The organism is Streptomyces sp. NPDC027672, from assembly GCF_055566335.1.
On sequence record NZ_JBVHSO010000028.1, the window covers coordinates 1 to 18466 of the forward strand.

The window sequence follows — 18466 nt, forward strand, 5'->3', positions numbered from 1 at the left end:
TCCGCCCGGCTTCGACAGCGAGGCGTACAAGCAGCGGAACACCGTCGAGCGGTGCATCAACCGCCTCAAGCAATGGCGCGGCCTGGCCTCACGAATCGACAAGCTCGCCATCGCCTACCAGGCAGCACTCCACCTCGCCGGCATCCTCATCTGGACCCAACGCTGACCAAAGAGACAGAACCTAGCCGCGAGGCCACACTACTTTCACAGGGAAGCGAGAATTCGTTACCGTGACTGCTTTCACTCACAGCACCGCCGCAGCATCCGACGTGTCCGCCGACGCGATCGTCGTCGGTGTCGTCAGGGGCACCGCCTCCAGGGTTGGGGACCTGATCGTCGCACCGGGCGCCGAGGCTGTCGAGGCCGCCTACGACGGCGGGCTCGCCTGCATCCTGGAGACCCTCGGTGCCTCCGGTGCCGAGGGCGAGGTGACCAAGCTGCCCGCACCGCCCGGTCTCAAGGCGTCGCTCGTGGTGGCGGTGGGCCTGGGGACAGAGCCCGAGAAGGACCGCCGCTACGACGGCGAAGGGCTGCGCCGGGCCGCCGGTGTGGCCGCACGTGCGCTGGCCGGAGTGAAGAAGGCCGCGTTTGCGCTGCCGCTTGAGGATGCCGTCGACGCCTGCGCGGTCGAGGAGGGCGCCCTGCTCGGCGCGTACTCCTTCAACAGGTACAAGGGCAACGGCACGGCGCCGTTGGCCGAGGTCGTGTTGCTCGGCGGCAAGCCTCGCGACAAGGCGTACAAGGCGGCCATCGCGCGTGCCGCAGTGGTCTCCGAGGAGCTGAACCGTGCTCGGGACCTGATCAACACCCCGCCGAACGACCTCAACCCGGCCGCGTTCGCCGCCCTGGCGCAGGACGCGGCCAAGGTGCACGGTCTGAAGGTCGAGGTGCTGGACGAGAAGGCGCTCGCGGAGGGTGGCTACGGCGGCATCCTGGATGTCGGGGCCGGCTCGGCATCGGCGCCGCGCTTGGTCAAGCTGTCCTGTGTCAGCCCGAAGGCGAAGAAGCACTTGGCGCTGGTCGGCAAGGGCATCACCTACGACTCGGGCGGCATCTCGCTCAAGCCTGTCGGTCGTAACGAGACGATGAAGTACGACATGAGCGGCGCCGCCGCAGTGTTCGCCGCCGTCGTCGCCGCCGCTCGCCTTGGCCTGGAGGTCAACGTCACCGGCTGGCTGGCGCTGGCCGAGAACATGCCCTCGGGTTCCGCCGCCCGGCCCGGTGACGTGCTGCGCATGTTCAGCGGTATGACGGTGGAGGTCCTCAACACCGACGCCGAGGGCCGGCTCGTGCTCGCCGACGCGCTGTGGGCGGCCTCGCTGGAGAAGCCGGACGCGATCGTGGACGTGGCGACTCTGACCGGCGCGATGGCGCAGGCACTGGGCAGCCGTACCTTCGGGATCACGGCGAACGACGACGCCTTCCGCGCCGCGGTCCACGAAGCGGCGGAGGAGGTCGACGAGGAGTCCTGGCCGATACCGCTGCCCGAGCACCTGCGCAAGGGTCTGGACTCCCCCACTGCCGACATCGCCAACAAGGGTGAGCGCTTGGGCGGCGGACTGACCGCCGGTCTGTTCCTGCGCGAGTTCATCGGCGAGGGCATCCCTTGGGCGCACCTGGACATCGCGGGCCCCGCCTTCAACAACAACGACCCGTTCGGTTACACGCCCAAGGGCGGCACCGGCAGCGCGGTGCGCACGCTGGTCCGTCTTGCAGAGCTCACGGCGGCGGGTGACCTCGTCTGACGTTGGCTCCTTTCCCTGACGGCCTCGGGCGAGCACCGCACACTGGACGGATCCCTGTTTCGCTCAGTGGGTGGTGCTTTCAACCTAAGGGCGTGCTGAAGCCCCCGGCCACAGGGGGCGTCACAGGGCCTACTACAGCAACGGCATCCAGTGCGTGTTCGACGCACTGGATGCCGTTGCTGGCAGTTTGCTCCAGGTTTGTTCCGGTGCCTGGGCTCAGCCGACCAGGTCGGCTTCACCCTGCTGAGCGCATCTGGGTGGTGTGGTGTGCTCTTCGGGTGCGAACAACCGGGCCAGCAGCTGTGCTCCGGCGGGGGTGACGGTCCAGCGGTCTGAGGCGCACAGCGCTTCACTGTCGGGTGTGGTGTCGGTGTTGTCGGCACATGACCGCAGTGGCAGGACGGCCCAGCAGCGCTTGCCGGAGGCTGTGAGTTCGCTGCCATGGATCAGGCAGAGGGCTGCGACGAGGGCGAGTCCGCGTCCGGTTTCGTCGTAGGGGCCCGCCGCGCGCGGCCGCGGGGTAGTAGTGCTGCCGTCGTGGACCTCGACGAGGAGAAGGTCGTGTTCCAAAGCGATCGAGGCGGTCAGCCGGCCGCCCGCGTGCAGCACGGCGTTGGTGACAAGCTCTGACACGACCAGTTCCAGGCGCCAGCCCAGGTCGTCGTCGAGCGGTACACCCCAGGCCCGCACCTCCGTCGAGATCCATTGGCGCGCTGCAGGGACTGCGGCGAGGGTCGCCTCGAGGGTCAATCGGGTCTGAGCAGCGTGCATGGGGCGGCGTCTCCTTCGCAGCGTGGGGCGGTGCCTCACTCCTATCGGCTGGAAGGCTGCGGCGGTGGCCATGTGCCGCAGCTGGCGTCAGGTGGCCAGGGGTGGTGGTAGGTGACGTCGATGTGCACCGCGGGCAGGGCGTTCACGAGAAGCGGTGAGTGACCCAAACGCGCGGGGACGGCCCACCGCAGCGTGTCGGGCGGCGGTTCACTGGCACCGTTTCGGTCGCAGGCAAGTTGCCTGCGACCGTGGGAAGTTGCCGGGATGCGCGGCCGTCAGCACTGGATGACGTGGAGGGCGAGGCCTGCGCGGGACGTTTCCTTGTAGTTGGTGCTCATGTCGGCGCCGGTCTCGCGCATGGTGGTGATCGCTGCGTCCAGCGAGACGATGTGCTGACCGTTGCCTTGGACGGCCATGCGGGCGGCGGTGACTGCCTTGACGGCCGCGACGGCGTTGCGTTCGATGCAGGGGATCTGCACGAGACCGCCTATCGGGTCGCAGGTCATGCCGAGGTGGTGTTCCAGGGCGATTTCCGCGGCGTTTTCCACCTGCCCGGCCGTGCCTCCCAGCCTTTCCGCGAGTCCTGCGGCTGCCATGGCGCAGGCCGAGCCGACCTCGCCCTGGCAGCCGACCTCGGCGCCGGAGATGGAGGCGTTCTCCTTGATGAGGCTGCCGATGGCGGCCGCGGTGAGCAGGAACCGGACGATGCCCTCGTCGTCGGCTCCGGGGACCTCATGACAGTAGTAGTGCAGGACGGCGGGTATGACACCGGCGGCGCCGTTGGTGGGGGCCGTGACGACCCGGCCACCGGCGGCGTTCTCCTCGTTGACGGCCAGGGCGTGCAGCGCGACGCGGTCCATGATCCGCAGCGGGTCCTCACCGGAGCTTCCCTGTTCCAGCGATCGGCGCAGTCCTGGGGCGCGGCGCGGGACGTTCAGGCCGCCGGGCAGGATGCCTTCGCTCTCGCAGCCTCGGCGTACGCAGTCCCGCATGATGTCCCAGATGGCCAGCAGGCCGGAGCGGACTTCCCCCTCGGGGCGCCATGTGACCTCGTTGGCGAGCATCACATCGCTGATCCGGCGGTCTCCTGTCTGTGCGAGGAGTTCCTCAGCGGATCCGAAGGGGTGGGGCACGCTCAGCCCGTCGGCGGCGGGCGCGGGTTGCTCGCCGTGCAGGAACCCGCCGCCCACCGAGTAGTAGGTCTGTGTGTGCAGGAGATGCCCGTCGTTGTCGCAGGCGGTGAAGGTGAGGGCATTGGGGTGCCGGGGCAGGGCGTGTGCGTGCAGCACGAGGTCGTAGTCGGCCGGCCGGCCACCCAGCAGAGGGACGCGCCGGTCCTGGGCCAGTCGGCGGACTCGTTCGTCGGCCGTCTGCACGTCGACGGTCGCCGGTTCTTCGCCCATGAGTCCGAGCAGGACCGCCTTGTCGGTGCCGTGGCCCGGTCCGGTTGCGCTGAGCGATCCGTACAGCTCGATACGTACGGACTCGACGCGGTTGAGAAGTGCCGCTGAGGCCAGGGCGGTGGCGAAGAGGCGGGCGGCGCGCATCGGTGCCACGGTGTGGGAGCTGGAAGGCCCTATACCGACGGTGAAGAGATCGAAAGCGCTGATCACTGGGCCTCCTGGGTGGTGGTGCCGAGGGCGGCGGGGGACTCCGCGTCGGGGATGAGGATGCGGGGGGTTCCGGTGCCGTCGGCGGGGACCTTCCACACATCGGAGTGGCCCCGGCCCCGCTGGATGGCGTAGGCGACGGTCCGCGGGTCGATCCAGGCGGCCTGGTCGTCCACACTGCGGGTCTCGGCGAGTGCGGTGACGTGGCGGGTGGCCAGGTCGAGGACCGACAGGCGCCAGCCGTGGGCGGGGTCTCCGCCGCGGGCGGACTTGAAAGCGATGCGGGTGCCGTCGGGAGACAGCGAGGGGCATTCGACGTTGTCCATGAGCGCTGTCAGGTGGTGGGTGGCCATGTCACCGAGGACGAGGTAGCGGTGGCCGGCGGTGGACATGGTCGCGTAGAAGTGACGGTCGTCGGCGGTGAAGGTGACACCCCAGAAGTTGAGGTCCCGGGCCCGGTAGGGCTTGTCGTTCACGGTGACCGACCAGTCCTCCAGGGTGGGGATCAGCTCCTGGGTACGGGTGTCGAGGATGCCGGCGCGGGTGGAGAAGCGTCCGCCGTTGTAGGAGTCGCCGGTGACGAAGACGGTCCAGGCGACCATCCGGCCGCTGGGCGAGACCCTGGCCCGGTTGGGCACTCCGACCAGTGGGATCTCCCGGACTGTCTTCAGGTGCGTGTCGAGTACGGCGAGCTGGTAGGTCGTCAGCCCGGGATCGAGGCGCAGGCAGAGACCGGTGCCGCCGGCCGCGTACACCCGTGCGCAGGACAGGGACGAGACGGTGCGCTTCCCGGCGGGGTCGTCCGCCGACACGGAGACCAGGCGACCGGTGCTGTCCGAGGCGGTGCTGCGTGCCACCAGGCGGGGTCCCGGGGCCAGGGAGATCTGACCGGTCGCTGCCTGGGCGGACGATCCGGTCCCTTTGGCGATCACGATGGCCAGGACCGCTACGAGGGCCAGTGCGGTGACTGCGGCGATCTGGATCGTGATGCGGGTGGTGCGGCTGGTCACGCGGCGGCCTCCTGCTGTGTGCGGCCTGCCAGGACGGCGGCCGTGACGGTGACGGCCAGGACCGCGGTGACCGCGGCGGCCGCGGTCGCCGTGGTGGTTCCCCATGTCGTCCAGGCGAGCCCGAAGGCGGCGGAGGAGACGAAGTAGGCAAGAGCTTGGACGGTCTGCACGCAGGCCAGGCCGGTGGTGCGCAGGCCGGCCGGCAGCAGGGGGCCGGCCAGGGCCATCAGGACTCCGTCGGTGGCGGCGTAGAACGCGCCGTAGCAGCAGAGCACGGCTATGGTCACGGGGATGCCCGGCAGCGGGCTGCACAGCAGCAGATAGACCGCGACGAGCGCACCGTAGCCGGCGAGCAGCATGGTGCGGCGGCCGTGCCGGTCCGCGAAAGCCCCGAGCGGAGCGGCGAGGAGCAGGTAGACGAGATTGGTGCCCACGGCCATGAGCGGGAACCAGCCGGTCGACACGGACTCGCGCCGCATCAGCAGCAGGTAGACGAAGCCGTCACCGACGGTGGCCAGCCCCAGCAGCCCGGCAGCACAGAGCAGTCGGCGGACGGAGGCGGCGTGCAGCAGTCGGGCGGCGGCCCTCAGACTGACGGGGGTGGCAGCGGGCTGCTCGTCGCGGCGGTCGCGGGCGAACACGGCCAAGGCCAGCAGCCCGGCGGCTGCGACACAGAAGCTGGTGACGAACAGTGCGTCGAAGGCCGCCGGGCTGGTCGTCCCGACGGCAGCCAGAACACCGAGCGCGGCCAGCGGCCCCGCGAAGGCGCCCATGCTGTCCATGGCCCGGTGGACACCGAACGCCTGGCCGAGCACCGGTTCGGGAACCGACAGGGTGATGAGCGCATCGCGTGGTGCGCTGCGCAGTCCCTTTCCGGCCCGGTCGGCGACGATGACCGTGCCGAGTACGGGAAGGGAGGATCCGGCGGCCACCAGACCCAGCTTGGCCAGGGCGGAGATGCCGTAGCCGGCCGCGGCGACCGTCTTGCGCCTGCGGAAGCGGTCGGCCACATACCCTCCGACCAGCCGCAGCAAGGCGGTCGCGCCGGTGTAGAGGCCGTCCATCAGACCGTAGGCGGCCGGGCTGAGCTGCAAAGTGAGGACGAAGTACAAAGGCAGGACGGCGGTGACCATTTCCGCGGAGACGTCGGTGAGCAGACTCACCGTCCCGAGCGCCAGAACATTGGCACCGACTGTGGCGGCTGTTGCGCGCGGGCCCCGGCGCGTGCCGTCTCCTCTGGATCGGTCGATGGTGGACAGATACACGGCCGGGTTCGCCTCCTCGGGGGCGGTCGGAAAAAAGGGGTGCTGGAGGCCGGACCGAGGGGAGCGGTTCCGGCCTCCAGCCGATCAGGGGACTACTGGTCAGCCCTGGGTGATGGTGAGGTTGTCGAGTTGGGCTTCGAAGAGGCTGGCGGTGCCGGCGTCGGCGGCTTCGAGGTAGACGCGGATGGTCTTGCCTGCGAAGGCGGACAGGTCGGCTGTGGCGGTCTGCCACTGCCCGGTGACCTCGCTGGCCGATCCGGTCTTCTCGAACACCGTGGTGGGCGTACTGCCGTCCAGGACACGGATGCGCAGGTAGTCGTCGGTGCCGGAGTTGTCGCCGTTGGCGACGTTGTAGGTGCAGTGCAGGGTCAGCGGCCCGCCGGCGGGCAGGGCGATCTGCGGGGAGAAGACGGTGGTCTTGCCGCCGTCCAGGTCGTTGTCCCCGTAGGCTGCGCCGGCCGCCGCACCGGTGGTCAGCGCGTAGGAGCCGGAGGCCGCGGTGAGCTGTTTGACCTGGTTGCTGTGGGTGGAGGTGGTCTGCTGCGGGATGCCCCGCTCGAACACGCCCGATGTCGCCGTGTCGGTGCCGGCGGCGTTGACCTGCCAGCCCTTGTCCGACTCGAAGTCATCCGAGAACACGGTGCTGGTGCCACCGGAGGCGGTCACGGACCAGGTGAAGGAGGCGGACGCGGTGGCGCCGGTGGCGTCCTTGACGGTCGCCTTGACCGTGGAGGTACCGGCGGTGGTCGGAGTGCCGGTGACCCGTCCGGTCGTGGAGTCGAGCGACAGCCCGGCGGGCAGCCCGGTGGCCGACCAGGAGTACGGACTGCTGCCCCCGGAGGCGGCCAGCTGCAGCGAGGCCGCCTGGCCGACGGTGCTGCTCTGACCGCCGGGATCGGTGACGGCCAGTGCGGATGTGGAGGACGTCCAGGCGTCGGTGATGGGCGACTTGCCGGACGCGTTGCCCAGGGCGGGCAAACCGTACATGTCCTCGATGGTGCGCAGGACGTTGAAGTGGTTGATCTGGGTGTTCGACTGGTAGCCGGCCTTGACGTGCGCGCCGGCGAAGACGGTGTAGATCTGGTTGACGGAGGTGAAGTTGTCCTCGTCGAAGTCTGCGATCAGCAGGCTGTTGTGCGTCTTGGCCCACTGGACGTAGCCGTCGAGATTGTTCTTGATCCAGGTGTCACCGGTGCCCACGGAGCAGTCGTGCATGTCGTTGCACATGTTCGGGATGACGAACGAGACCGTGGGCAGCTTGCTGTAGTCGCTGGGGAACGACGAGTACGGCACGTTGTACGCAGGGCCGCTCACGGTGGGGAAGTCCACCCAGGGTGCGTGCTTGCGCCGGTAGTTGCCGCTGCTGCAGCCGGTGTACCCGGCGCTGGGGAGCCCCTCGGAGTAGCCCTTGAAGGTGCGGTGGGCGTTGAGGAGTTGCTGTCCGAGGTTGCCGGTGGAGAAGGTCTTGCTGATGCAGTCGTCGTTGGTGATGCCCTGCTGGGAGCCGGAGAACAGGGAGATGTAGTTCGGCTGGCTGGGGTGGGTGACGCCGAAGGCGTTGGTGAACAGCGTGCCCTGGGAGGCGAGGGAGTTGAGGTAGGGGGCGCTGGAGCCGCCCTTGATGGTCGAGTAATTCTTGTTCTCGAACATCACGACGACCACGTGGTCGAACTGAGGGACGGCCGAGGCGACGGGATCCGCCGAGAGGCTTGTGGGGGCGGGCTGCGGGGATGACGAGAGCAGGCTTGCTCCGGTCAGGAGGGCGAGGGCCGAAGCCCCGGCCAGGGCTGCGATGCGCAAGCGGCGCATGAGTGCTGACCTCCTTATGAGGGTGGGAAGGGAAGACGGGTGGTGCCGCACCGCCGCTGGTGCGCTCAGCGTCGCAGCGGCGGAGTCCGGTGGGCCTTTCAGCCTTGGGTGATGGTGAGGTTGTCGAGTTGGGCTTCGAAGAGGCTGGCGGTGCCGGCGTCGGCGGCTTCGAGGTAGACGCGGATGGTCTTGCCGGCGAAGGCGGACAGGTCGGCTGTGGCGGTCTGCCACTGCCCGGTGACCTCGCTGGCCGATCCGGTCTTCTCGAACACCGTGGTGGGCGTACTGCCGTCCAGGACACGGATGCGCAGGTAGTCGTCGGTGCCGGAGTTGTCGCCGTTGGCGACGTTGTAGGTGAAGTGCAGGGTCAGCGCGCTGTTGGCGGGCAGGGTGATCTGCGGGGAGAAGACGGTGGTCTTGCCGCCGTCCAGGTCGTTGTCCCCGTAGGCCGCGCCGGCCGCCGCGCCGGTGGTCAGCGCGTAGGAACCGGAGGCCGCGGTCAGCTGCTTGACCTGGTTGCTGTGGGTGGAGGTGGTCTGCTGCGGGATGCCCCGCTCGAACACACCCGACGTCGCGGTGTCGCTGCCGGCACCGTTGACCTGCCAGCCCTTGTCCGACTCGAAGTCATCCGAGAACACCGCGCTGCCAGAAGTAGTGGCGCCGGTGAAGAGCAGCCGGTTCGGGGTGTTGGTACCCGCGCTCTGTATCTTGCCGGTCGTGGCGCTGTTGATCAGTGCGGCCTGGACGTCGGCGGGGGTGGCGGTGGGGTGGGCGGAGAGCCACAGGGCGGCGGCGCCGGTGACATGCGGGGCCGCCATGGACGTACCGGTGATGGTGTTGGTGGCCGTATCGCTGCTGTTCCAGGCGGAGGTGATGGACGTGCCGGGCGCGAAGAGGTCCGTGCACGGCCCGTAGTTGGAGCTGGAGCGCCGGGTGTCGCTGGAGTCGGAGTTGTTGACCACGATCGCGGTGTCGATGTCACCCGGGGAGTTCTTGCAGGCGTCTGTGCCGCCGTTGCCGGAGGAGACGACCCAGGTGACGCCGGAGGCGATGGACTTCTTGATCGCCGCGTCCTCGCTGCTGCTCGCCGGTCCGTTGATGCTCATGTTGACCACGGCGGGTTTGGCCGCGTGCGCGGTGATCCAGTCCGCGGCGGCGATGATCGCCGAGGTGCTCGCGCTGTCGTTGCAGTCGGTCACGCGGACCGCGACGAGTTTAACTCCCTTGGCCACGCCGTAGTCCTTGCCGCCCACCGTCCCCGCCACATGGGTGCCATGGCCCAGGCAGTCCTGCCCGTTTCGGCCGTCACCGACCTCGTCCACACCGATGCTCGCCCGGCCCTGGAACTGGGTGTGGGTGGTGCGCAGTCCGCTGTCCACGAGGTACACGGTGACGTTGCTCGCCATGGTCGCGTAGGTGTAGCCGTGGTCGAGGGGCAGGCTGCGCTGGTCGATGCGGTCCAGGCCCCAGGACGGCGGGTCGGTCTGGGTGGTGGAGCTGTGCTGTACCGCGTCCTGCTCCACGTAGGCCACCGCCGGGTCGGCGGCGGTCAGGCGCGCCTCCTTTGCGGTCATCTCGGCCGCATACCCGTGCAGCACCGTGGTGTAGGTATGCCGGATCTTCCCGCCGTGTGCTCGGGTAAGCCGGGTGGCCTCCTCCCGTGCCGAGGCCGCAGGCCCGGCCGTGTCCTTGAGGACCACGATGTACCGGTCGGCAAGGGCTCCAGCCACGGGCCGGACCCCGCCTCCGGCAGCGGATGCCGGCGCTGCGTGGGAGGGCTGCACGGCCAAAGTGGTGAGGGCGGCTGCCGCAAGAGCGGCCAGGACGGGTCTGCGGGCACGTGGGCGCACGTCGGCTCCAGAAAAGAGGGGGGAGGCTGGGCCCCGGCGATGATCCGGGCTCGCCCTGGTGTACCCCCCGGCGCGACGTCGTGGTGGCGACTTGTTGCCAGTGGCTGAAAGGAGTCAGGCGAGGTAAGCGGCATCCGGAAAGATTCACCGCGCGGAGGCCGGTGCGGATCTCCCCGTCCCGGACCTGTTCCAAAGCGGCCCGTCCGTGCCACCATCTCGGCCAGAACCATCGCATCCGGAACGACGGAATTCCGCCCCTCCTCCAGGCAGCCACGTCCGCCCTCGGTGTAAAGGGACCCTCATGAGCGACGACGACCTGCTGGCGCATCTGCACTGTCTCGGGCTGGCAGCTCGGGAGGCCGGACTCTACCTGGCCATGCTGTGTACCGGCCGTACTGCCGCAGTGGAGTTGGCTGAACACCTCGGATGGAAGCCCGATGAGGCCGAGCAGTCCCTGGGGCGTCTCGTCGAACTCGGCCTGGCAGCAGCCTGCGCACCGGACCGGTCCGAAGCCGTTCCGGTGGATCCCACCATCGCCCTCGACCACCTGTCCCACACCCGGGCGGCGGAACTGCGCAAGGCCCAGACTTCCGCGGCCAACGCCTACCGCGACTACCGGCGCTCGGTATGCCCGCAGGCCACTGACGACCTCGTCGAGGTGATCACCGGCGCCCAGATCACCGACCGGATCCGGCACGCCGAAAGGACCGTGGAATCACAGGTCCTCCGCTTCGACTCCCCGCCCTACCACATCCCCGCCGGCGCCAACCCGATGGAGCTGGAAAACCTGCAACGCGGCGTCGAGTACCGGGTCGTCTACTCCAAGTCCGCCGTACAGAACCACGCCTACTACGCCGCCAACATCCAAGCCTGTATCGCCGCAGGCGAGCAGGCCCGGGTGCTGCCCACCGTCCCCGTAAAGCTCACCCTCTTCGACCGGCGGCTGGCCATCGTCTCGATGTCCTTCGTCGAGGCCGAGGTCAACAACTCCCTGCTTCTGGTGCGCCCCTCAAGCCTGCTGTCCGCGCTCACCGGGCTCTTCGAGACCTCCTGGCGCTCGGCGTTCCCCATGCACTTCAGCGACCGAGTCCCGACCGCGCTGCGCCCCATCCATGTCCGGATGCTGGAACTGCTCGGCGCCGGCGTCACCGACGAAACCATCGCGGAGCTGCTCGGCATCAGCCGCCGCACCCTGTCCCGCAACCTCGAACAGCTCAACCAGCGAGCCGGCACCGTCACCCGGTTCCAACTCGCCCTGCACGCCGTCCGCAACGGATGGATCTGACCCGCTGTTCGTCCTAAGCACGGACGTGGGCGGTGTCGAGGACGACGCGGGTGACGTCGACGAGGCCGGCGTCGTCGAGCCGGTGCAGCACTGCCTCGTGCAACCGGCCCCAGACACCGGCTCTCGGCCAGATCAGGAACCGGCGGTGAGCGGTCGACTTCGACCCCCCGAAGCAGGGCGGTATAGCCCGCCAGGCGCAGCCGCTGACCAGCACGTAGATGATGGCGGCGAACAGCGTCTCATCAGGCGTGTCCTGTGTTCCACCGCCCTGTGGCCGCACCCTCGGCGGCGGGATCAGCGGCTTCGCGATCTCCCACAGCCCGTCCGGAACAATCCAACTCCACGTACCCCGCCCCATGCCCTGACCAGCGAACCACCGCCACGTAGGACACGGTCTAAGAGACCGATCGCGGACCAGTCGTCATCAGCGCGCAGACGAGGTGGCCGTGCGGTAGTCGGTTCGCTGACACAGGACATGAGGCTGTCGGCTCGCGTTCTGGAGCGCATTGTAGCTGCGATCTTCCGGTTTGGTAAACCGGCGTTTCTTCGGACTCTAGAGGGGTGTCCGCGTGGTCCTGCAAATAGGCAAGACCACGGTTGAATCGACAGTCTGGAGTGCAGTGACCCCCTACCTGATGAGTGCTCAGGAAACGGCCGAGCTTTTGAACATGTCAGTCACTTGGGTCTACAGGGATGCGGCACGTTGTGGCCTGACGCCGTACAAACTTGGCGAAGGGCGAAACGCCAAGATAAAGTTCAAGCGGTCTGAGGTGCTGAAGTGGCTGGAGCAGCGCCGCATCTCGTGACGAGTCAGAGCCCCTGGCGGACTGGCAGTTGCTTCACCGTCGCCAGGGGCTTTGCCGTTCATCGGACGGTTAGAGCGCCATGTTCAAGATCTTCGCTGCCCGGCCGATGGATGAAGGCATCAAATGGCGATAGATGCGGTAGGTGATTTCGGTGATAGGTATCCCGTTGGTGAGGGCGTTGGCGGCGAAGAAGTGACGGTACCCGTACATGACGAGCCCTTCGGGAACGTGCAACCCCTTCGTTGCCTGCTTCCAAGCGTGGTTCAGTGACCGATACGTCATGAACGGAGAAGAGCCGGTCTTGTTGGCTCCCGCAATCAAGTACCCGCCCGAAAATGTACCATGCTCCCGCGAGTACTCTGTGATTGCGTCACGTGTCTTCTGCGGCATGGGTACTTCGCGGAACTCGCCGGACTCCCTGTGCTTCAGCCTTGTCACTTGGTTCGTTTTGGCACTCACTTGCTCGGTTACCCGATAGACGTCGTCAGCTACCATGTTCTTCACATTGACTGCGAGCGCTTCGCCATTGCGTAGCCCCATACCTGACATCAGGTCGGTCACCAGCCGGAACCTGGGGTCCGGTGACTGGTTCTTGATGAGCTGGATGGTGTCATAATTCGGCACCACCGCGCGTTCAGCGCTGTATTGAGGAGGTATTACATCGGTCAACGGATGGCATGGGATTGCACCTCTCCGGTGAGCGGAGAGCAGAACGGTTTTCAGTACAATAAAGGCTTGGTCCTGTGCGGCAAGTCCAACCCCGTTGCGTTCCATCGTCTCGATGAAGCGCTCGACGGCAGATGGTGTGAAGGTATCTATCCGGCGGGACTGAAACTCGGGATATATGTGTTTGTTGAGCGATGAACGTGCGCTGGCCCTCCTTGACTCGCTCCAGTCGCGGCGCTTGGCGACGTAGTCCTCGGCGTACGCCTTGAACTGCTTTTGGCCTAGCACGTGTGCTTCCTGCGCTGCCGCTTGCGGCGTTGACCGCTTCTGGTGATACACCTCGGTGAGACGGTCTATGGCAGCCTGTTGGGTCCGGTATCCGCTCTCTTCGGTCTGCCGACCAGCTGCGTTGCGGAAGCGGATCGTGTACGGGTGAGGACAGCTGGTGGGGCGGACGCAATCGCACCTCTTCGAGTAGGTGCCCATGCCGCGCGCGAGCGATTTGATTGCCAAGGTGGTGCTGTCTCCGTGCTCATGCTGAGGTTTTGCTGACACCGAGCTTGCTACACACCCACTGACCTGGGCAAAGAGATCCTTGCCACTACTTGAGCAGGTAGTAGAACACGGCTCGCTCCTCACTCCACCGGCTCCGCCCGGAACGATCCTGGACGCGGACCGGTGTGCGCCTTTCGTCATCTGTAGCCATGTTCGGCAGCACTCATGCTGATCCTTTGTCCGTCGCGTCGGTGACCCCCTCCAGGCGGGCAGGGTCGCGCCCCTGAACAGTCCCCGATGCGACCCGGAACCGTCCCTGACAGGAACGCCGAACCGCCGACAGCACGCCTAACGTGACGACGGTGCCCCGGCCGGGTCCGCATGCGTGACACCACCACTCTCGTCACAAGGAGGGCTCATGCCGTCAAGGGGCAGATTCACACCGCGGTGCATCGCCGCGCGGTGCACGGCCATGGCTGTGGGAGCCGTCATGGCCGTCATGGCCGTCACCACCGCTCTCACCGTCGCTCCGGCGGTCCACGCGGCGCCGTCTGCCACCGGGACCCTGCACTGGGCACCGTGCGGCGACACTGCCCGTCCGGGAGCCGAGTGCGCCGCTCTCTCGGTGCCGGTCGACTGGGCCCGTCCGGGCGGGCCGAGGCTCGACTTGGCCGTGGCCCGCCGCAAGGCCACCGATCCGGGCGCGCGCGTCGGCTCCCTGGTGTTCGGTCCCGGCGGGCCGGGCGACTCGGGAGTGGAGCGCGTGGTGAGCGGTATCGACCGGTTCAGCCCCGAGGTCCGCCGCCGCTTCGACATCGTCAGCTTCGATCCGCGCGGTGTGGGCGGCAGCAACCCGGTGACCTGCTCCGGCGACATCCTTGCCGAGCGGCCGTCACCGGAGCTGAAGAGCCAGGCGGACTTCGACGCCACCCTGGCGTACAACAGGCGACTCCGTGCCGATTGCCGGGCCGGGACCGGCCCCGTGTTCGACCACCTCGACACCGCCCAGACGGTGCGGGACGTGGACGCTCTCCGGGCCGCCCTCGGCGAGCGGAAGCTGACCTTCCACGGCAGCTCGTACGGCACGGTGCTCGGCGCGCAGTACGCCGAGACCTATCCCCGCAGGGTGCGGGCGATGGTGCTGGAGAGCGTCATGGACCACGGCGTCCCGACCACTCGTGACTTCCTGCGCGCCGAGGCGGCCACGGCACAGGACTCCTTCCGGGAGTTCGTGAAGTGGTGCGAGGGTGCCGCGGACTGCGCGCTGCACGGCCGCGACGTCCGCGCCGTCTGGCAGGACCTGCTGGCCCGGGCCGGGCGCGGCGAACTGGAGGACCCGGCGAAGCCGGGCGTGCCGCTGTCGTCCTCGGACCTGGTCAACACAGTCGCGTTCCGCAAGTTCTACCAGGCCGACTACGCCGGCCTGGCCACGGCGATAGCGGAGATGGACGCCGGCGAGCCACTGCCCGCGTCGCCCACCTCGACCGCGCCGCTGCCCCCGGCCGTTCCGGTCTTCTGCTCGGACTGGCACCTGCCCGTGCGCGACTACCGGGAGTACGCCTCACTCGTCGCCATGATGAACCGAACCGCTCCCGACCTGCCCTACGTGCTGCCGCTCCACATGACAGCGGCGTGCCTGGGCGCACCGACAGCCAACCCGCAGCACCGCCTGGACGCAGACGGCATCCCGCCGGTCCTGGTGTCCAACGCGCTGCACGACCCCGCCAGCGGCTATCCGTGGGCGGTCTCGGTGGCCCGGCAGCTAGGTCGTAGCGGCGTGCTCCTCACCTACGCGGGCCACGGTCACGGCAGCGTCACCAGTGGCCCGTGCATGCAGGACGCCGTGGACGGCTACCTCACCGACCTGACAGTGCCGTCACGGGGCACCGTCTGCCCCGCCGTACCGTCCTGACAGCCCCCTGAACCGGGGCTGCCGTAGGGTGCGTCCCCCGTCCGGGGCGGCGGTTCGGGGCCGTTACGCGGCGAAGCGCCCCCGCCGGCCGGCGGGGGCGCTTCCTGGGGACGGGGGCGTCAGGCGGTGGCCGGCACGCTTCCCTGCTGGTCGGCGTCGCGCACGCCGTACTCGTCGTCCACCGGGGATCCCGAGGCCGAGTTGTACGCGTCGAGGTCGAGGATCTTCTCGCGGGCGGCGACGACGACCGGGACCAGGGCCTGGCCGGCGACGTTGGTGGCGGTGCGCATCATGTCCAGCACCGGGTCGATCGCCATCAGCAGGCCCACGCCCTCCAGGGGCAGGCCCAGCGTGGACAGGGTCAGCGTCAGCATGACCGTGGCACCCGTCAGACCGGCGGTGGCCGCCGAGCCGATCACCGAGACGAAGGCGATCAGCAGGTAGTCGCCGACGTCCAGCTGCACGTCGAAGATCTGGGCGATGAAGATGGCGGCGAGTGCCGGGTAGATCGCGGCGCAGCCGTCCATCTTCGTCGTGGCGCCGAACGGGACGGCGAAGGAGGTGTACTCCTTCGGCACGCCGAGGCGCTCGGTGACCTTGACCGTGACCGGCATGGTGCCGACGGACGAGCGGGAGACGAAGGCCAGCTGGATGGCGGGCCAGGCGCCCTTGAAGAACTGGACCGGGTTGACCTTGGCGACGGTCGCCAGCAGCAGCGGGTAGACACCGAAGAGGACCAGGGCGCAGCCGACGTAGACGTCGACGGTGAAGGTGGCGTACTTGCCGAGGAGGTTCCAGCCGTAGTCGGCGATGGCGTAGCCGATGAGACCGACGGTGCCGAGCGGGGCGAGGCGGATGACCCACCACAGGGCCTTCTGCAGCAGCTCCAGGACCGACTCGCTGAGGGTGAGGATCGGCTGGGCCTTCTCACCCAGCTTCAGGGCGGCGATGCCGGCGACGGCGGCCATGAAGACGATCTGCAGCACGTTCAGCTGGGTGAACGGCGTGATGACGTCCGTCGGGATGATGCCGGTGAGGAAGTCCAGCCAGGAGCCGGCGTACTGGGGCTTCTGACCGTCCTTCGGGGTGAGGCCGGTGCCCGCGCCCGGGTTGGTGACCAGACCGATCACGAGGCCGATGGCGACCGCGATCAGCGACGTGATCATGAACCAGAGCAGGGTGCGGGAGGCCAGCCGGGCGGCGTTGTTCACCTTGCGCAGGTTGGTGATGGACACCAGGATCGCGAAGAAGACCAGCGGGGCGACGGCCAGCTTCAGCAACTGGACGAAGATGTGGCCGATCTTGTCGAGCGTGGTGTACAGCCACTGCACGTCGTAGCTGCGGGTGATCCAGCCGAGGACCACGCCGAGGACGAGACCGGCGACGATCTGGGCCCAGAAGGGCACCGTGGGTATGCGCCGGGAGCGCTGGGCGGGGGTTTCGGTGCTCGCGGACGCGGACACGGACACACTCCAGTGAGGGCGTATCGGGGGATACGGAAGGGCGGGGACGGGGGCGGCGCACGCGCGCTACGGGCGGCGCCGCTGCATGATGCCGGTCAGACCGCGCGGCAACAGACCGCGGACATACAGCGGCACAGGTCGACATGCAGGCGCACCACGAGCAGGGGACTCATGGCTTGACGGGGGCGCACAGCTGTCTTCATATCGAACACGTTAACACTTGTACTTTGAGACTCTCAAAGTACTTCTTTGGGGGCGGCCACCTGGAACTTTGCAGGGCGGCCCCCTGGCGCGTGGTGCACTTCGCCCGGCACGAGTCGCCGCGCCGGGAGGAGCGCGTCCGCGTCGGCGGGCCCCGTCCGCGCGCTGGGCACGCCCCCGTACGATGGCCCCGATGCGCACCACGGAACAGCAGCCCAGGCGACCGCGACGGCGGTACCGCGCGCTGTCCGTTCTGGCCGTGCTGATCGGGCTGCTGGGCATGCACGCCCTCGCTCCCGGCGGCGGCGCGGGACACGTGGAGCACGTCCACGGCGGGCGCATGGCGGCTGCGCTGCTCGGCGCCGTCGACGCCGGCCCCGGCGGAGACGGGCACTGCGGCGGGCACCGGCTGCACCACGCCGACCCGAGCTGCGCCTCGGGCGCGGTGGACGGCGGCCCGCGCCTGCCCCTGCCGGCCCCCGGCCCGGCGACCGGCCCGGCACCGGCCCGCGGCCCGCTGCCCGCTCCGGCCACCGACCCGGACGACGCCCGCGCCCCACCCGACCTCTCCGAACTCCAACTCCTGCGGATCTAGGGCCTCCCGTTTGGATCATGCCGGGCTCGCGAGGTCTGGCACCGCACCTCGCGGCGTTGTCGTCGGTTGCCATGGCTCCGCCATGGCGCCCTCCTCCGCCTTGCGATGCACGGCACCAGACCTCGCTCCCTGATCCGGCCTGATCCAAACGAAAGACCCTAGGGCCTCCCGGCCACGCCCCCCGTCGCACGCGGGGCCGCGTGGTCGTGCGTACGCGTGCCCATATCCCTTCACCGCAACAGGAGTTCCCGCATGACCACCCCCAACCTGACGCGCCGTGCCGCCCTGGCCGCCCTCGCCGTGACCGGCGCCCTCGTCCTGACCGCCTGTGGCGGCACCGGCGACGACCGCGGCACCGGCAGCGGTCACGCCGCCCACGGAGCCTCCGCCACGCCGGGCGCTCCGGCCGGCGCGCACAACGCCCAGGACGTCGCCTTCGCGCAGGGCATGATCCCGCACCACCGGCAGGCCCTGGAGATGGCGCGGCTCGCCGACGGCCGGGCCTCCTCCGCGCGGGTCAAGGACCTCGCCGCCCGCATCGAGAAGGCACAGGACCCGGAGATCCGCACCATGACCGGCTGGCTGAAGTCCTGGGGCGAGGAGGCTCCCATGGCCGGCATGGACCACTCCGGGCACTCCGGGATGCCGGGGATGCCCGGGATGATGAGCGACGCCGACCTGACTGCCCTGAAGAAGACCACCGGCCAGGACTTCGACACCCGGTTCCTGTCCTTGATGGTCGAGCACCACCGGGGCGCCGTGAAGATGGCCGCCACGGAGAAGGAGAAGGGCCGCTACGGCGCCGCCAGGACCATGGCGGACGCCATCGTCACCGCGCAGAACGCCGAGATCAAGGAGATGCGGCAGCTCCTCGCCGGCGAGTGACCGCAGCGGGGGGGGGGGGGGGGGGGGGAAAACCACCCCCCCCCCCCCCTTCATGCCCACCCCTCTCCCCCCCCCCCAACACAAAAACAAGCCACCCA

14 protein-coding genes and 2 pseudogenes are annotated in these 18466 nt (G+C 68.8%); 7 read left to right on the forward strand and 9 right to left on the reverse strand.

The window, feature by feature from the left end:
* A pseudogene (locus ACZ4SV_RS36020) lies at positions 1-166 on the forward strand (IS5/IS1182 family transposase); the annotation flags it as partial.
* Between the two features lie 64 nt (positions 167-230).
* Positions 231-1745 carry a leucyl aminopeptidase gene (locus ACZ4SV_RS36025; RefSeq protein WP_468011274.1) on the forward strand — a complete coding sequence of 505 codons (1515 nt, stop codon included), beginning with the start codon at positions 231-233 and terminating at the stop codon, positions 1743-1745.
* 216 nt (positions 1746-1961) lie between these two features.
* Here ACZ4SV_RS36025 and ACZ4SV_RS36030 read toward each other — a convergent pair whose 3' ends face one another.
* The 6 genes from ACZ4SV_RS36030 to ACZ4SV_RS36055 form a co-directional block, all read right to left on the reverse strand.
* Positions 1962-2516: an ATP-binding protein gene (locus tag ACZ4SV_RS36030; RefSeq protein ID WP_468011277.1), complete on the reverse strand. Its 555-nt coding sequence runs from the start codon at positions 2514-2516 to the stop codon at positions 1962-1964.
* Between the two features lie 275 nt (positions 2517-2791).
* Entirely contained in the window at positions 2792-4129 is a 1338-nt protein-coding gene (locus ACZ4SV_RS36035) for an L-serine ammonia-lyase (RefSeq protein ID WP_468011281.1), read from the reverse strand.
* Complete coding sequence (locus ACZ4SV_RS36040) at positions 4126-5136, reverse strand: hypothetical protein (RefSeq protein WP_388469607.1); 1011 nt, start codon at positions 5134-5136, stop codon at positions 4126-4128. Before ACZ4SV_RS36040 ends, ACZ4SV_RS36035 begins: the two co-directional genes overlap by 4 nt.
* Positions 5133-6299, reverse strand: coding sequence for an MFS transporter (locus tag ACZ4SV_RS36045; RefSeq protein WP_468011286.1), 1167 nt, complete (start codon positions 6297-6299; stop codon positions 5133-5135). The genes ACZ4SV_RS36040 and ACZ4SV_RS36045 overlap by 4 nt, the downstream gene beginning before the upstream one ends.
* Before the next feature lie 201 nt (positions 6300-6500).
* Positions 6501-8210, reverse strand: coding sequence for an alkaline phosphatase family protein (locus ACZ4SV_RS36050; RefSeq protein WP_468011289.1), 1710 nt, complete (start codon positions 8208-8210; stop codon positions 6501-6503).
* A 98-nt stretch (positions 8211-8308) separates the two neighbouring features.
* Entirely contained in the window at positions 8309-9940 is a 1632-nt protein-coding gene (locus tag ACZ4SV_RS36055; protein WP_468011293.1) for a S8 family serine peptidase, read from the reverse strand.
* A gap of 421 nt (positions 9941-10361) precedes the next feature.
* On the opposite strand from ACZ4SV_RS36055, the gene ACZ4SV_RS36060 reads away from it, so the two are divergent.
* Entirely contained in the window at positions 10362-11345 is a 984-nt protein-coding gene (locus ACZ4SV_RS36060) for a helix-turn-helix domain-containing protein (protein WP_468011297.1), read from the forward strand.
* 16 nt (positions 11346-11361) lie between these two features.
* On the opposite strand, the pseudogene ACZ4SV_RS36065 reads toward ACZ4SV_RS36060, so the two are convergent.
* A pseudogene (locus ACZ4SV_RS36065) lies at positions 11362-11703 on the reverse strand (transposase); the annotation flags it as partial.
* A 211-nt stretch (positions 11704-11914) separates the two neighbouring features.
* On the opposite strand from ACZ4SV_RS36065, the gene ACZ4SV_RS36070 reads away from it, so the two are divergent.
* Positions 11915-12151, forward strand: coding sequence for a helix-turn-helix domain-containing protein (locus tag ACZ4SV_RS36070; protein WP_468011300.1), 237 nt, complete (start codon positions 11915-11917; stop codon positions 12149-12151).
* Between the two features lie 69 nt (positions 12152-12220).
* Here the strand turns inward: ACZ4SV_RS36070 and ACZ4SV_RS36075 are convergent, their stop codons facing one another.
* The gene (locus ACZ4SV_RS36075) at positions 12221-13330 is read right to left on the reverse strand and encodes a tyrosine-type recombinase/integrase (protein WP_468011304.1); all 1110 of its coding nucleotides are present in this window, start codon (positions 13328-13330) and stop codon (positions 12221-12223) included.
* Positions 13331-13730: 400 nt separating this feature from the next.
* Here ACZ4SV_RS36075 and ACZ4SV_RS36080 point away from each other — a divergent pair, with 400 nt between their 5' ends.
* Positions 13731-15224, forward strand: coding sequence for an alpha/beta hydrolase (locus tag ACZ4SV_RS36080; RefSeq protein ID WP_468011307.1), 1494 nt, complete (start codon positions 13731-13733; stop codon positions 15222-15224).
* A 119-nt stretch (positions 15225-15343) separates the two neighbouring features.
* On the opposite strand, the gene ACZ4SV_RS36085 is transcribed toward ACZ4SV_RS36080, so the two are convergent.
* Complete coding sequence (locus tag ACZ4SV_RS36085; RefSeq protein WP_365882948.1) at positions 15344-16693, reverse strand: dicarboxylate/amino acid:cation symporter; 1350 nt, start codon at positions 16691-16693, stop codon at positions 15344-15346.
* Between the two features lie 388 nt (positions 16694-17081).
* On the opposite strand from ACZ4SV_RS36085, the gene ACZ4SV_RS36090 reads away from it, so the two are divergent.
* Together ACZ4SV_RS36090 and ACZ4SV_RS36095 are read left to right on the forward strand one after the other, a co-directional pair.
* Positions 17082-17483, forward strand: coding sequence for a DUF6153 family protein (locus tag ACZ4SV_RS36090; RefSeq protein ID WP_468011312.1), 402 nt, complete (start codon positions 17082-17084; stop codon positions 17481-17483).
* A gap of 252 nt (positions 17484-17735) precedes the next feature.
* Positions 17736-18368, forward strand: a complete 633-nt coding sequence (locus ACZ4SV_RS36095) for a DUF305 domain-containing protein (protein ID WP_468011316.1) — start codon at positions 17736-17738, stop codon at positions 18366-18368.
* Positions 18369-18466: the final 98 nt, after the last annotated feature.

Bases quoted from the DNA above. Each gene is read 5' to 3' on its own strand.
- ACZ4SV_RS36030 (WP_468011277.1), bottom strand. From the start codon at position 2,516: ATGCACGCTGCTCAGACCCGATTGACCCTCGAGGCGACCCTCGCCGCA.
- ACZ4SV_RS36050 (WP_468011289.1), bottom strand. From the start codon at position 8,210: ATGCGCCGCTTGCGCATCGCAGCCCTGGCCGGGGCTTCGGCCCTCGCC.
- ACZ4SV_RS36060 (WP_468011297.1), top strand. From the start codon at position 10,362: ATGAGCGACGACGACCTGCTGGCGCATCTGCACTGTCTCGGGCTGGCA.
- ACZ4SV_RS36080 (WP_468011307.1), top strand. From the start codon at position 13,731: ATGCCGTCAAGGGGCAGATTCACACCGCGGTGCATCGCCGCGCGGTGC.
- ACZ4SV_RS36090 (WP_468011312.1), top strand. From the start codon at position 17,082: ATGCGCACCACGGAACAGCAGCCCAGGCGACCGCGACGGCGGTACCGC.
- ACZ4SV_RS36095 (WP_468011316.1), top strand. From the start codon at position 17,736: ATGACCACCCCCAACCTGACGCGCCGTGCCGCCCTGGCCGCCCTCGCC.